At 42.7% G+C, this 14,737-nt stretch carries 12 protein-coding genes; 11 read left to right on the top strand and 1 reads right to left on the bottom strand.

All coding sequences use genetic code 11. The annotated features are described in order from the left end of the window. Nucleotides 1-127 precede the first annotated feature (127 nt). Nucleotides 128-382 (top strand): hypothetical protein, encoded by a 255-nt coding sequence (locus AC1XTG_RS21290; RefSeq protein ID WP_157474682.1) that lies wholly within the window; start codon nt 128-130, stop codon nt 380-382. A 43-nt stretch (nt 383-425) separates the two neighbouring features. Here the strand turns inward: AC1XTG_RS21290 and AC1XTG_RS21285 are convergent, their stop codons facing one another. Beyond that, on the bottom strand, nt 426-1,625 hold the full coding sequence (locus tag AC1XTG_RS21285; RefSeq protein ID WP_484843357.1) for a T9SS type A sorting domain-containing protein: 1,200 nt from the start codon (nt 1,623-1,625) through the stop codon (nt 426-428). 1,112 nt (nt 1,626-2,737) lie between these two features. Between AC1XTG_RS21285 and AC1XTG_RS21280 the strand changes: the two genes are divergently transcribed. The 10 genes from AC1XTG_RS21280 (at nt 2,738) to AC1XTG_RS21235 (ending at nt 14,736) form a co-directional block, all read left to right on the top strand. Further along, on the top strand, nt 2,738-3,670 hold the full coding sequence (locus tag AC1XTG_RS21280; RefSeq protein ID WP_056283729.1) for a hypothetical protein: 933 nt from the start codon (nt 2,738-2,740) through the stop codon (nt 3,668-3,670). 72 nt (nt 3,671-3,742) lie between these two features. After that, nucleotides 3,743-4,603 (top strand): glycosyltransferase family 2 protein, encoded by an 861-nt coding sequence (locus AC1XTG_RS21275; RefSeq protein WP_484843356.1) that lies wholly within the window; start codon nt 3,743-3,745, stop codon nt 4,601-4,603. Between the two features lie 312 nt (nt 4,604-4,915). Next, nucleotides 4,916-6,022 (top strand): glycosyltransferase family 4 protein, encoded by a 1,107-nt coding sequence (locus tag AC1XTG_RS21270; protein ID WP_484843355.1) that lies wholly within the window; start codon nt 4,916-4,918, stop codon nt 6,020-6,022. A 158-nt stretch (nt 6,023-6,180) separates the two neighbouring features. Continuing rightward, complete coding sequence (locus AC1XTG_RS21265) at nt 6,181-7,194, top strand: Gfo/Idh/MocA family protein (protein ID WP_484843354.1); 1,014 nt, start codon at nt 6,181-6,183, stop codon at nt 7,192-7,194. 2 nt (nt 7,195-7,196) lie between these two features. Beyond that, nucleotides 7,197-8,081 (top strand): aldo-keto reductase family protein, encoded by an 885-nt coding sequence (locus AC1XTG_RS21260; protein WP_439558321.1) that lies wholly within the window; start codon nt 7,197-7,199, stop codon nt 8,079-8,081. 61 nt (nt 8,082-8,142) lie between these two features. Continuing rightward, complete coding sequence (locus AC1XTG_RS21255) at nt 8,143-9,156, top strand: vWA domain-containing protein (protein WP_484843353.1); 1,014 nt, start codon at nt 8,143-8,145, stop codon at nt 9,154-9,156. Nucleotides 9,157-9,193: 37 nt separating this feature from the next. Continuing rightward, nucleotides 9,194-9,919, top strand: a complete 726-nt coding sequence (locus AC1XTG_RS21250) for a sugar transferase (protein ID WP_484843352.1) — start codon at nt 9,194-9,196, stop codon at nt 9,917-9,919. 306 nt (nt 9,920-10,225) lie between these two features. After that, nucleotides 10,226-11,002 (top strand): polysaccharide biosynthesis/export family protein, encoded by a 777-nt coding sequence (locus AC1XTG_RS21245; RefSeq protein ID WP_484843351.1) that lies wholly within the window; start codon nt 10,226-10,228, stop codon nt 11,000-11,002. A gap of 10 nt (nt 11,003-11,012) precedes the next feature. Further along, complete coding sequence (locus AC1XTG_RS21240) at nt 11,013-13,325, top strand: GumC family protein (protein ID WP_484843350.1); 2,313 nt, start codon at nt 11,013-11,015, stop codon at nt 13,323-13,325. Nucleotides 13,326-13,392: 67 nt separating this feature from the next. Next, nucleotides 13,393-14,736, top strand: a complete 1,344-nt coding sequence (locus AC1XTG_RS21235; protein ID WP_484843349.1) for a flippase — start codon at nt 13,393-13,395, stop codon at nt 14,734-14,736. Nucleotide 14,737 lies beyond the last annotated feature (1 nt).

Here is a 14,737-nt window from a genome sequence, read left to right as displayed (position 1 = left end):
TTTTGAAAACTTACCCCACTGATAATTAATTAGTTGTAATTAAAATAGTTACTAAATTAATGTAGAACTAATGCTAAGCGAGGGAGACATCAAACGAGAGATAATCGAATTAATAAGGAAGCACCAAATGCAAGTGTCTGCCTACGATCATGATGCAGAAGAAAAAAAACAACGGCTGTCGCACCGTCACTTCAAGAGACTGGAAGCAATAGCCGATCAGGCGGGGTATATCAATAAGGCGCTGCTGGTCAGAAAGCAGCATTTACAAATGCAGCGTTACAAGGTTAGGCTACAGAAAAAACGTACTGAGTTGCTATTGCAGCAGGCAGTGGAACTGAAAACGCTTAAACTGAAATTAAAACGTGCGCAGCTTTATGGTTAATGGGCGCAATTGATAGCACAAAACCCTCATCATCAGGCAAATACTATTTCTCAACAACAACGGACAGTGACTTCGCTGTTCCATTGTTGAACCTCAGATTAACAACATAATTGCCTTGCGGGACATCCGCAATCCCGAGTCCGCCTGCGATGTTGCCGGTCCTGATCAGAGGTCTGCCGTTCAAATCCATCAACGTGGCTTCTTTCAGGGTACTCTGTGTAATCCCATTGAAGTGAATTTTCCCGGATGCAGGATTTGGGTAGATGAATGCGGTTGTATTCAGGTCAAATTGAAGATCCCTGATCTGGCTGTATGAAAATGATGCGTCCAGATCAACCATTTTCAGGCGGTACAAATTGATGCCGGGCAATGGATGCTGATCAACAAACTGGTAATTTGTATTCAGATTGGTGTCCGTGCCCGTTGCAACAGCCAGCGTACCGATTTGCGCCCACTGCTTGCCATTCGTACTGCGCTCAATTTCAAAGTGGCTGCTATTTATCTCAGCGGAAGTAACCCAGTTCAGCACTGCCGATTGTTCGGCCGCCTTCACATGAAAGCTTGCAAGCGTAACAGGTAAAGATCCCTCTGCTACTACCCCGAGGGTGTAAACGCTGAAATTATCGGGTGTAAATTCTTCGCTAGTTGTTATCGAACCTGCTGTAAGTGAGCTTATCCCGCCCAAAACAGACTCATTATCAACGCTGGACGGCACTTTGACCCACTTGCCAGCAGACCAGCCGACGATTGTCAGCTTGCTGAGTTCTTTGCCTGCCAGCAACGCATTGATTTCGCTGCCTGCATTCCAGGTCAAAGTAATCTTTGTGCTTGCCGAGCCGTCGATATCCCAGTATTCGCGGTTACTGACCGCGCTTGTGGCAGGATCGGTTATCAGGGTGTTGAAAGGTCCCTCATTGAACAGTTCACGTGTTTTATCTGAGCCCGGATCCTCCGGAAAATAGGCACCGGCTGTTCCTGGCGCGGCAGCCGCAAACGGGCGGAAAGAGCCATTGCCGCCGACAGGATATACAAACTCGCTTGTACCCAGCTTTTTAACATAACCATCTACAAAGTTATCCTCTCCCAGTACGCCGGTCTCCACGTCAGGCCCGAAGGTAACCAGTCCGATCTGAGTGCCTCTGTGCGTAGATATACCATTTCCGGTTTGTGCTGAAACATCCAACGTAAACAGCATGAGCGTACTCAGCACTAGCGGCGAAAAGAACTTGTATAGTTGTGTCATAATTAATTTGCAGTAGAGTAGAGTTTATATCCGATCGTATAAATTTTATTCTATCGCAAAGAAAGTATTTCTACATACGCCTGCAACTATTTAAGCGACAATTTCACACTAAATTCTTCGCCTTGGCGTGATTTGGTCGGTTTTTGGGAAGCTTTGATACCGTGAAGTCCTGGATTTTGTCCTGAATGGATAAATCAACGCATTCTTGTAGGGCAGTGAAAGCGGATGAATTGCAGGGTGGCACAACCAGTAGATACAGAGAGACAAAATAAGAAGTGAGAAATTAGACCACATTTATCACGGGGAGTGGCTGCTTGTTCCAAACTCCAATAAACAGCTGCAACTTCCGGTGACTTGTAGCGAGCGCAAAAAATAGTTAGGTCTGCCTGAAAGAACTATATAGTAAACTAAATCACCGAAGTATTTCGCATTACGTTAGACAACTATCTAAAACGCGAAAGCTTTTTGAATGTATCAAATATTATATGTAATCCTGACAAGTTTCAGATGCATTAGATTTGATTTTGTCAACGTTTTCATTTTTCCAAAAAGTGGTTTTAAATGTAGAATAAACGCCTTTAAAGCTTCAAAAAAGCAGATTTTATGTAACCCCACTTTTCATCAAACTGACCACATAATACACGGGGTATCGCCCCAAAATTGAAAATCTGGTTCCGCTTTCTACTAATTTAGATTTCGTAAACCAACCGACCTTCTGCAAGTTGATCGGTACTCTATCAAGCACACTCTCTTTAAATATCAATCATCATACAGCGAGGCAGGTAATATTTCCAGACTGTATGATACGCTGACACCTATAAACTTCCATTAATCATAAGAGTAGCCGATCAAAAGGGTATTCAATGTTACTGGTATGCCGTTTCAATCCTATCAGAAAACCGGAAGTTTAAATGACATTAATATAAATTGTAATGCACACTTCCATTATATATAATATCAAATAGTGGTTGCGTATGCACCATCAATCAGAGATACTTATTACGCTCGATTAATGAAATGCAAAAGAAATTGTAAGTAAATGCAATGCAAGCGAAAATCAGCTCGGCATTATAAATGAATTCCCATTATTAACTATTCATGATTGATTCGTAATGAGTAAAAAAGTATTTGATGTCCCTGTCCTGCTCATCACATTTAACAGGCCGGAAACAACTTGTCATGTTTTTGCACAAATCAGGAAGCTAAAACCTTCAAAACTTTACATATTCTCAGATGCGGCAAGAATAGAAAAGCCCGAAGAAAACGAATTGGTGGAAGCGTGCAGAAGCTTGTTCGACGATTCACAAATTAATTGGGATTGTCAGGTTGAAAAATGGTTTGCTGATACCAATATGGGGTGCGCAATGGGAGTATCATCAGCAATCAGCTGGGCGTTTGAAACAAATGAAAAGTTAATCATACTGGAAGACGACTGTTTACCGCATCCTTCTTTTTTCTCTTTCTGCAAAGTAATGCTGGATAAGTACCACAACAATGATCGTGTCATGCACGTGTCAGGTACCCGGTGGAACGGCGAATTTGCAATGGGCCAATCTGATCACTTTTTCAGTTTAATAGGACATATCTGGGGCTGGGCAACGTGGAAAAGGGCCTGGAATAAATATGATTTCTGGATGGAGAAACTTCCTGAAATGAAGAATCAGAGAAAAGTGCAGGCATTATTCGGCGACAGTAAAATTGCGCGCTATTGGTACGACAGATTTAACGAAGTGTATATCCAGGAAAAGAAGAGTACCTGGGATTATCAATGGCAATACACTCTTTTCCTGAACTATGGATTATCGGTGGTTCCTAATGTCAATCTGGTAAGTAATATCGGACTGGAAGGTGTTCATTCCAGCGGTGAAAAAACGGAAGATCATTTTTGCGAAACGTGGCCCTGGCAAAATACCGGCTCGCAGGTGCAGCTGGCGGTTAACACCCAATATGAGCGCCACCACGCCAAGAAAAGATTTATGAGAAAACCCCCGATGCGCATCCGCATCATGAACAGGGTCAAGAATATGTTGCATTTGAATGCGTGAGAGTAATAACAGTGTACTGCCTGTATAGTAAGGATTAATAAAAACAATTACCCTCTAACTTCCTGTGTACTAATGAAAATTGCGGTATTATTAACCACCTACAACAGAAAAGACAAGACACTCGGCTGCTTAAAGAGCCTTTATAGTCTGGACATTAACAATGATGTTGAGCTATCTACTTTCCTGACCGACGACTTGTCGTCTGACGGAACTGCGGAGGCTGTAAAACAATCGTTTCCGCAAGTTCAGGTATTGAAAGGAACAGGTACCTTGTTCTGGGCAGGTGGAATGAGAAAGTCATGGCGACGCGCGTCCGAGGGAAATTTCGACTATTACCTCCTGGTTAATGACGATACCATTTTATTTCCGGATGCGCTTGATACACTCTTGAAATGTGCTGAAACAACCCGGAAGAAATTCGGCGCAGCAGGCATTTGCATCGGCAGCACAATGGACGCTGTTTCTCAGAAGATATCTTATGGAGGAAAAAAACTCACATCTCATTTCTCTATAAAGAGCGTACAGGTATTCAGTTCAAAAGAAGCTGTGGAATGTGATCTCGGAAACGCAAATATCATGTTGGTACCTGCACAAGTTGTACAAAAAGTCGGGATATTATCCGATCATTTTACACATGGAATTGCGGATTACGATTATACATTAAAGGCAAAAAAAGCGGGCTTTTCAGTAGTTGTCGCACCAGGTGTTTTGGGTGAATGTACAGATGACCACGGTAATAACTGGCGCGGACAGAGTACAACCCTTTCAGAAAGAATCAAGTATTTAATGAGTCCGAAAGGTTTGGCATACCACGAATACCTGGGTTTCATACGTGATCATTTTCCTGTATATTATCCGTTTGCATTTAGCAAGCTATGGCTAAAAACATTATTTCCATTTATTTGGGAAAACTTAAAGGCTCGTCCAAACTGATTTCATTTTTATTATAATTATCCCAATAAAGTAACCCCTTCGATTTAAAAGATAACCCCACGAGATTCGGGTTTGACCACAAAAGAATAGATTTACAAATAACCAGTAGTAACTTAGATTACGAAATCAGCACACAACAGACCGATCCTAATTCACAACCCATTTGGATCACACCTGAATTAAGCGCATCCGCTAAGATCTGCACGAATTAAATTAGCTTGCAGCTCACACTATTGAGGCCTCATTTATTGAAGAGAACTCCTCAACTATTAAAGCTCAATTACTTTGCCCGAAGCTCACGAAGCCCTCAAAATGGAGAAGAAAATACATGTTGTTTACCTTACCAATGTTCCCGCGCCTTATCGGGAGAGAATGCATGAATTACTTGAACAGGAAAATGCATTTTCGTACACCGTGGTATATTGCGCACAGCTTGAACCCAACCGCTCATGGAAACTGGAGTATGGAAAATATGCAAGGTATTTTTTAAGTGAAACGTCTAAAACATTCAAGCATAATAACCCGTCCGTGTGGTCGCTGCTTAACGTAATCAGGCCGGATGTGATGATCATTACAGGGTTTAATCCTACGATGCTATACGGCTTTATCTGGGCGATGCTCAAAGGATGTAAGTTCATCGTGTCCCTTGACGGGACTTATGATTCGGAAAAAGATTTCTCTATATTTCACAAATGGGTTAGAAGGCTTATTTTTCCCTATACAAACGCCTTTATCGGCCCAAGCCGGGGATCTGCCAAGCTGTTTAAGAGCTACGGAATCAAGGATCGCGACATATTCAAAAGCACGCTTTGTATTGATAATAACAAGTTTTCGCCTTCCCCCACAAAGGATCGGGAATTTGATATTATGTTCTCCGGTCAACTGATCGAGCGGAAAATGCCCGGCTTTTTTGCAGAGGTAGCCTGCCGGCTTAACAAGGTCTATCCAGGGATTAAGATACTGGTGGTAGGCGACGGGCCACTTCGTAAACCGGTGCTGGATAAGCTTGATTCAGAGGGGTTGGATTATGTTTTTACAGGATTTCTCGACCAGCATTCACTTGCTTCGTGTTACAGCAAATCCAAATTGTTCCTCTTCCCTACCCTGCAAGATCCCTGGGGAATTGTGGCGAATGAAGCCTGTGCGAGTGGCACGCCCGTAATCACCTGCGCTAATGCAGGCGCGGCGGATGATCTGGTGATCGATCAGCATACCGGGCTTATTCTCCCATTGGACGCGGATGTTTGGGTTGAACAAATTGCGACACTATTGAACAATCAGGATCGGATTCAGCAGTACGCCAACAATGCATTGTCGCGTGTACGGATCTACAATCACAACCAGGCTGCGCAAGGGGTAATAGATGCGGTTATGCACACTGTCCCGAACACGTTTACCGGAACTTACCATGAAATCTGAACAATGCTTTACAGACATAAACATTAATCAGAATGCAAATTTTACAATTACGTATATACAAATACGTTCGAAATGCGCTTACAGTCTATAATAAATCGAATCTCTTAGTAAAAACCTTTTCTACTGATCATCTATCTCAAACTCATCAAAAAATAGTTATGGTAAAAGTTGCATTGATTGGTGCCGGCAAGATGGGAATATCTCATCTATCCATCTTAGGGGCACATCCGAACGTTGAAGTTGTAGGGGTGAGTGACACCTCCAAAATGGTACTCGACGTGTTTGAAAAATATTCTTCCTTTCCTTGCTTTTCGAACTACGAGGAAATGCTTGCGAAGACGAATGCAGACGCGGTTTTTGTATCTGTTCCAACCAAATTCCACGCTTCCATGGTGCGCAAAGTACTTGAAAGCGGCAAGCATGTTTTCGCTGAAAAACCGCTTTGTCTCACTGCAGAGGAAGGAAAATCGCTTGTGGAACTGGCAGCAGAAAAGGCGGTTGTCAACCAGGTAGGTTACCACAACAAGTTCATTGGAACATTCAGAGAGGTAAAAAGACTGCTGGACCTGGGTGTTCTCGGAGAAGTATATCATTTCACAGGTGAGTCTTACGGACCGGTTGTTATCCGCGAAAAACAGGATAACTGGCGCGCGGATCCGGCGGAAGGCGGTGGCTGTCTGATGGACTACGCTTCACACGTGATTGATCTTATCAATTACCTTTTAGGCAACATCACGGCTGTAAGAGGCACGATGCTGGAATCCATTTATTCCAAGAATGTGGAAGACGCAGTGTACTGTATTCTCGAAGTGAACTCGGGTGTGAATGGCGTCCTTTCGGTAAACTGGAGTGATGAAACTTACCGTAAAATGTCGACCTCGATTACAATCCAGGGGAAAAAAGGCAAGATCATCTGCGACGCCAACGAGTTGAAAGTATATTTCAAAACGAACGACTACCCTGAAGGATATTCCAAAGGCTGGAATGTGAAGTACGTCACAGACCTCACCGATTCCGTTGACTTCTATCTGCGTGGAGAAGAGTATTCTTCTCAGATCGACTATTTCATCAGCGCTATTGAGGGGCAGGTTACGAATGGGATCAACAACTTCAAAAGTGCCTGGTATACCGACAATGTTATTTCAATGATCAAAAGCAGTAATCTTAATTAATCATGGACAGAATCATCTTCGGAGATAATCAATTCTTCGCCGTTAACCATATTTCAGACGAAAAATCCCGCGCACAATCCATCAAGTTCAAAGAAGATCGTGCGATCATTAAAACGTTGGACATTGCCATCGAAAGCGGCATCAACACTTTCATGTGCACAACCCACGACCGCATTGAAAACATTTGCGACCACATCCGCAAAAACCCTTCCAGGTACCAGGATTTCAAGATCTATCCCTGTATGCCCTATGCACATAAGTATGCAAATGCAGTGACGGAGATGGGCTACGCGGGAACGTTGAAGCACTTTGTTCCGGGTAATTTTGTAGGCTCATTGTTCAAAGGCGGACTGGCCTTTTTGTCAAAGGATTATATCTCGATCATGGAGCTCCTGATCGACTCGGAAATGAAGATGTTCAAGGGTATCCAAACACCGGTGATCTTTTTACAGAACGTAATCACGGATCTGCTGCTTGGTCTTGGAATGAATGATATCCTCGTCGCATTTCACCGGTACGTAAAGAAGAAGTACGGTGCAGAAGCGGGCTACATTACGATGAATATGCCGAAGCTTTTGTCTGTATTAGAAGCAAATGGCATTACCAACCCTATCATTTGCAGCTCTATCAATAAAGTTGGGTTCCGTATGTCCGGCGGGAGAGAAGTTTATGAGGAAGTGCTCAGGACCAAAAAGGTGAGAGCAATGGCTATGCAGGTGTTGGCGGGAGGTGCGATACATCCCAAAGAAGCGATTGAATATGTATGCAGCCTGCCCAATATTGAATCCATCCTGTTTGGTGCATCGTCAGCTGCTAACATTGAGCAGACAGTAGAGTTGATTAACGAGTACAGCCTGACCGGCGAATCAATGGAAGTAATAGCCTGACGGCGGTCTTACCCGGGCCACACTTCTAAGGCCCGGGTGACATTTATATAACCAAGTACCTATGAGATTGATATTGACACTAGCATTCGTATGCATATTGCTGAGCGGATGTAAAAAAGACAAAGAAGTTGTTGCCGACCCGAATTTCATCGAATTCCGGGCAACTTATCACAACCAGAATGGAGTACCTTCTTTGAAGTTCCAATCAGAAGATCTTGGCTCCCGCTTGCAAATCGATCCCAACTTCGGCTTTACTCCGTCAAACAATTGCGAAAAATCGATGGCTTGTGTGAGCCTGTCGAATGTGCGCCTCGTAGAAAAAGGAATTTCTTATGAGATTTTGGCGGAGAACACCGAAACATTCGAGATCGTCAATGGGACACCACTCAGGGATCTGGACAATAAACTTTCTTCCAATCCGGTCAACACTTTGGACTATGTACTGGTGCTCGATATTGGTAAATCTCTTGGAGCCAACGAGGCGATTGTGAAGCAGCAGGCCAGCGACTTTATTGACCAGATTACGGCTCACCAAAAAACAAAAAGCAGAGTCGGCCTGGTTGTATTTTCAGATGTCATCGAAACATTCAAGCTAAGCTCAGACTTTACTGCTGCGAAAGCTTTCATCCAAAGCAGGACCGGCGGAAACGAGACAAAGCTTTACCAGGCTATTGATAAAGGCTTGTCGCTGCTCGCGGATTCTGACGCCGAAGCAATGGCGCTGGTTACTTTCACAGACGGACTGAATAATTCATGGAGCGATGCGCAGCTTTATCAAAGCATTGATTATGTCAAAAACAGGCTCAATTCACCCGTGAACGGGAAAAGGGTATCCGCTTATACCATTGGCTTAAAAGGCCACCCAACGTACAGCCCCGACGAAAACGTGCTAAAAAACCTTACCCAGAATGGTGGAATATCATTAATAGGGAAAAATACCGGCGAACTGAACACCGCTTTCCAAAGAATTGCATCGTCTGTACTTAGCACCTATAACCTTACTTACAGCAGAAACACCAGCCAATTATCCGCACCGATAGAGCTGGTTTTCAAATTACAGTTTAAAAGCATCTGAGTTACGAAGTTTCCCTCCAGCCCTTAAATAATTAAATATGAAAAGCAAATTTATACTCACGTTCCCGAGATTGCCTGACCGGACCTTTCTGATGATGTTTTCCAATCAGTTCAAGGTTGATCAACATGGAAGTCATGCTACCGTAGATTATGCTGAAAGACGCAAATCAGAAGACTGGGAAGACTTCGTCAAGCGCGTTTTTGACATAGCATTTTCACTCACAGTGATGCTGTGCGGAGTACCGCTTTTCCTGCTCGTGATGATCATGGTTAAATGTTCCTCCCGGGGCCCAGTGTTCTTTCTCCAAACGCGTACCGGACGTTGGGGTAAACCATTTCGCATTATCAAGTTCCGGACCATGTACACCGACTCGGCCAAGTACAATCTTACGCATTCATTGGGAAAAATGGACCCGAGAATCACGCCGATAGGAAAATTCCTGAGAAAAACCCGTCTGGACGAATTACCGCAGTTCCTGAATGTACTGCTCGGCGAAATGTCGGTAGTAGGCCCGAGACCCTTGCATCAGGTGGATGTGGACATGCTGATGGCTCAGGCAAGCCACGACTTCCAACGCCTGCTCACGCTCAGGCCGGGCATTACTTCGATTGGCCAAATCAAGGTGGGTTATGCGACTAATGCAGCCGAAAACCTGAAACGGTTAAAATACGATATCATTTATCTGGATATCTACAGTCTCACAACAGATCTTTATCTGATCTGGCTTACTATCCAGGTTGTGTTAACAGGCAAGGGAAGATAAGCGCATCAGGCAATTCCAGGAATCTATACAACACCTCGAAAGGACTATTTCGCTAGTATGACCTGAATATCAGTTTCCAGCATTTTTGTAACCACTGATTTCACAAAACTCACCACAACATTTGCAGGCACTCGCCACAAAAAAAATAGTTGCCTTGATTCAGTGTATAATTTCGACCTAAAATTAAATCTACTCAACGTATGCTCCTCTCCTTCGACACAACTACTATATACTTCACACTGCCAAAAGCATTTCGAAAATAGGCGCCGAAACTGCGAATCCTCCTACATGCCTAAAAATGATCAGATGAAAAATTTACAATCCTGGCTCGCTGCTGTATTGCTCATGCTATTTTTCGCATCGTGCAGCTCTTATAAAAATGTGCCTTACTTTAAAGATTTGAACCAGGCGCTGCCGTCGGTGGATACTGTTGCAAACTACACTTCTTTGACGGTTCAAACCGACGATATATTGGGGATCAATGTGACCAGTCTTAATCCCGAAGCTTCCGTTATTTTCAATTACAATCTGGGACGGGTAAACGGTAACAATTTTGATAATTCAAACGGTAATCCTGTTTTGGGTTATCTGGTTGATAAGGATGGAAATATCCAGCTTCCATTGATCGGATCCTTTAAAGTAGCAGGTTTGACTACGGCTCAGGTACGGGAAAATATGACGAAGAGATTGACCACTTATTTAAGAGAACCCGTGGTCAATATCCGCCTTCTGAATTTCAGAATATCTGTACTGGGTGATGTACTTCGCCCCGACAATTACAATGTCCAAAAGGAACGGATTACCGTAATAGAGGCGCTCAGTATGGCGGGTGATTTGAACATTACTGCCAACAGAACAAACATTGTACTCATCCGCGAGCGGGATGGAAAAAGGGAATATTACCCCATTGATCTTACATCAAAAAAGGTATTCGACCAACCTTTTTATTATCTCAAAAACAACGATATCATTTACGTAAAACCCGAGCGAACAAAGTTTGCTGCTGTTGACCGGAGCTACCGAACTGCGAGCCTGGTGTTATCAGCACTTTCTATTATCGCTATCGTTATTACTCAGCTTTAAAAGCAAACTCATGAATAAGGAACCCATCGTTATTGTATCCGCTCCGAATACTGTTCGTGAAACGCAGCCACAAAGCTTTTCAGAATTGCTGACCAAATGCCTTTTTTATTGGCCGGTATTTGTTCTGAGCTTATGTGTTGCGCTTGCCATTGCGTTCCTGTATATCAAAACAACTCCTCCCGTTTACGAGATAACAGCAAAGCTTTTGATCAAAGACGAGAAAAATGCAAGCATAGAAAAGACCCCACTGGAAAAGCTGAATGTATACGAAAAGCCGAAGACAGTTGAAAATGAAATGGAGGTTCTTAAGTCACGGGAACTAATCGGGAAAGTCGTTAACGATCTGAAATTATGGGTGACGTATACTGAGAAAAAAACATTGGGGAGCCAGGAGCTGTATAAAAATGGTCCGTTCGTATTTCAATATATATCCGGAGAAAAAGATTCACTGCTAACAAAGAAAATTGGAATATCGATACAAGACAAAAACAGTTACATTATCACAGGATTAGGACCTAAACCACTCACTGCCAACTTCAAAGACATAGTTGCTACGCCATACTTCAAATGGAAGCTTGTTAAAAATCCGGCTGTACAGGATTACATTGGTAAGCAGATCACAATCAGTTTTACACCTTTTGAAAAGGCAGTTGCAGATTATCAGAAAGGCATTTCTGTTTCCCTGGTCAATAAATTATCTCCTGTTGTTCAGCTTACTATTGACAATAACCTTCCTGAAAGAGGAAAGGATATACTTAATAGTTTAATGCGGGTTTACAATGAATCTGCATTGGAAGACAAGAACAGAATTACGATGAGCACACTTAAATTCATCGACAATCGCTTATCATCTTTAACCGGCGAATTGGTAAGTGTGGAAAAAAGTGTTGAAGGATTTAAGAGCAGCCGAGGCGTAACGGATATTTCATCAGAAGCAAAAGTCTTCCTGCAAAACGTTCAATCGAATGACACCAGATTGAATGATGTTAATGTGCAACTTGATGTAATATCGGGGATAGAACGGTATGTTGCTTCCAACAGCAATACCGGAAATCCTCCTGCAACACTCGGCATTTCTGATCCAGGATTGGTGAATCTGGTTGAACAACTCAGCGCATTTCACCTGCAGAAAAACCGGCTACTAGCTACAACCCCGGAAGAGAATCCTATTTTTGAACCTCTTAACCGACAGATCAATGCAACGGAGGCGGCGATTCGTGCAAATGTTCGTGCAATTAAAGGATCACTCCTGACAACCAAGGCGCAACTGCAGGGGAATAATTACAAATTCGAGAAATCAATTAAGAATATACCTGGTCAGGAGAGACAATACACAAGTATCAAGCGGCAGCAAGAGATAAAGGAAAACTTGTATGTATACCTGCTTCAAAAGAAGGAAGAAATCGCATTGAGCTATGCCTCTACTTTAAATGATGCGAAAATTGTAGAGAGCGCTTATTCAGATGTTCCCAAATCCCCAAAAAAATCACTGGCCCTCGTAGCAGCTCTGCTAATCGGCTTTATTGTTCCCGCAGGCTTCATTTTTGGAATTGGCATTTTGAGAGGGCGAATTAATAACAGAAATGAAATCGAACGTAATGTTTCCATTCCTGTAATCAGTGAAATATCCCACCAAAAAGGCAAGGAACCGCTGATCTCACGTAACAAAAACAATCACTTAATTCTTGAACAATTCAGGGCATTACGAACAAGACTTCAGAATATCCACAGTAACGAACAGCAAGGGAGAGTTACATTATTCACGTCGAGCGTAGCCGGTGAAGGGAAGAGCTTTGCAGTATGTAACCTGGGCATTTCGCTTGCGGCATCAGACAGGAAAACAGTCATCCTGGAATTAGATCTGCGAAGACCTAAAATTGCTTCTCTTTTTAAATTACCAACAAATCATCCCGGCATTTCCGAATATCTGAAAGGCGAAGTAATGGAAGATGAAATCATTCAGGTTACTAAGCAAGCCGGTAATCTGTATGTAATTGGATGCGGAGAAATACCAGAAAATCCATCGGAACTTCTGGAAAATGGAAGAATCGAACAACTGATCGATTACCTGAAGCAGGAATTCGACGACATTCTTATTGACACGCCTCCTGTACACCTTGTATCTGACGCACTTATCATTGATTATCTGAGCGAAGCAACGATGTATATCATCCGTCAGGGCTTCACGTCAAAAAACGAGCTGGCCTTTATTGAAGAGCTGATCAAAGACAGCAACTTCAAAAACATGAATATCATATTCAATGGAATCAATAGACGAAAACATGGATATGGATATAAATATGATACGGCATATTACAGGTGAGCTGTGAGCCAACAACTCAATTCAATCATAAGGAATAATTCTCAACGTCGACTATTTACAAGGCTTAATGCGTAACACAATCGATAAATCGGTTTCAGGTATTGTCAGCAAGATTAGCATTCTGATCAATAATCCCACAGTCCGAAAATACGCCTTCAATACGTCATGGCTATTTAGTGAGCAGATATTGCGAATGGCGGTGGGGCTGTTTGTGGGTGTTTGGGTGGCGCGCTATCTGGGCCCTGCCAATTTCGGGATACTCAACTATGCACAAAGCTTAGTCGGGTTATTCGGTGCATTGGCAACGCTTGGGCTGAACAATATTGTCATCAGAGAGCTGGTGAACAAAACAGTGAATGAGAATTTGCTGCTTGGGACTGCCTTCGTAATGAAACTGGTGGGCGCATTTGCAGTAATGGCTTTGCTGGCGATTACCATAAATGTAATCCCCACAGATTCGTACACCAAGTTGATTGTCATGATAACTTCTGCGTCCACCATTTTTCAAAGTGTGAACGTAATCGACTTTTATTTCCAGTCAAAGGTTCAATCCAGGTTTGTAGTATACGTCAATTTTACCGTGCTACTTGTATCCACATTATTGAAGCTCCTTTTCCTTTTTTTAGAAGCTTCCGTGGAAGTGTTTGCCGTTATCGTAGTGGTTGAAACAATCGTATCAGCTATCGGACTGATCTATTTTTATCGAAAAAATAAAACCGACATTCTCAAGTGGAGATTTGATACGAATGTAGCAATGTCGCTGTTAAAAGACAGTTGGCCACTGATACTCAGCAGCATTTCCATTTCCATAGGAATGCGAATTGACCAGGTCATGCTTAAAAGCTACATCAACGAAACGAGTGTCGGCTATTATGCAGTGGGAGTAAAATTTGCCGAGATATTCAATTTCATTCCCATGCTAATCAGTCAGTCCATTTACCCGAAAATCATTGAAATGGATCTTGAAAAAGAGCGCGGTAAATTGGTTGCCATGCTGCGCTACATTTTCCTTGCACTTGCGCTGTTGGGATTATTCGTCAATGTATTTTCCGGATTTGCGGTAAAACTGCTTTATGGCGAAGAATACGAAGCCAGTATCGCTGTTGTCAATATTCTGATATGGTCGATTCCATTTACATTTCTCAACATTGTAACCAGCACAATTCTTCAAAAGCTGAATAAAAATTCAACCATTCTTTTCAGGCAGCTTATCATAGCCGGCATTAATATACTGGTCAACATGCTCCTGATTCCAAGATATGATATCGTCGGCGCTTCAATGGGAACGCTGATCGCTGACATGTCGCTTTTCATTTTCGGCTTTCTGATTCCAAATGAACGAGGGATATTCTTCCTACGGCTCGAAGCGCTGTTGTTTATCAAAACAGAAAAAATCAGAAAGTTTATTTAAA

The sequence above is a fragment of the Dyadobacter sp. HNCC25DJ183 genome (assembly GCF_056895175.1).
The sequence above is the reverse complement of the archived record's forward strand: the minus strand, read 5'-3'. Positions and strand labels throughout refer to the sequence as shown.

Bases quoted from the DNA above. Each gene is read 5' to 3' on its own strand.
- AC1XTG_RS21280 (WP_056283729.1), top strand. From the start codon at position 2,738: ATGAGTAAAAAAGTATTTGATGTCCCTGTCCTGCTCATCACATTTAAC.
- AC1XTG_RS21245 (WP_484843351.1), top strand. From the start codon at position 10,226: ATGAAAAATTTACAATCCTGGCTCGCTGCTGTATTGCTCATGCTATTT.
- AC1XTG_RS21240 (WP_484843350.1), top strand. From the start codon at position 11,013: ATGAATAAGGAACCCATCGTTATTGTATCCGCTCCGAATACTGTTCGT.
- AC1XTG_RS21265 (WP_484843354.1), top strand. From the start codon at position 6,181: ATGGTAAAAGTTGCATTGATTGGTGCCGGCAAGATGGGAATATCTCAT.
- AC1XTG_RS21250 (WP_484843352.1), top strand. From the start codon at position 9,194: ATGAAAAGCAAATTTATACTCACGTTCCCGAGATTGCCTGACCGGACC.
- AC1XTG_RS21260 (WP_439558321.1), top strand. From the start codon at position 7,197: ATGGACAGAATCATCTTCGGAGATAATCAATTCTTCGCCGTTAACCAT.
- AC1XTG_RS21255 (WP_484843353.1), top strand. From the start codon at position 8,143: ATGAGATTGATATTGACACTAGCATTCGTATGCATATTGCTGAGCGGA.
- AC1XTG_RS21275 (WP_484843356.1), top strand. From the start codon at position 3,743: ATGAAAATTGCGGTATTATTAACCACCTACAACAGAAAAGACAAGACA.
- AC1XTG_RS21290 (WP_157474682.1), top strand. From the start codon at position 128: ATGCAAGTGTCTGCCTACGATCATGATGCAGAAGAAAAAAAACAACGG.
- AC1XTG_RS21285 (WP_484843357.1), bottom strand. From the start codon at position 1,625: ATGACACAACTATACAAGTTCTTTTCGCCGCTAGTGCTGAGTACGCTC.
- AC1XTG_RS21235 (WP_484843349.1), top strand. From the start codon at position 13,393: ATGCGTAACACAATCGATAAATCGGTTTCAGGTATTGTCAGCAAGATT.
- AC1XTG_RS21270 (WP_484843355.1), top strand. From the start codon at position 4,916: ATGGAGAAGAAAATACATGTTGTTTACCTTACCAATGTTCCCGCGCCT.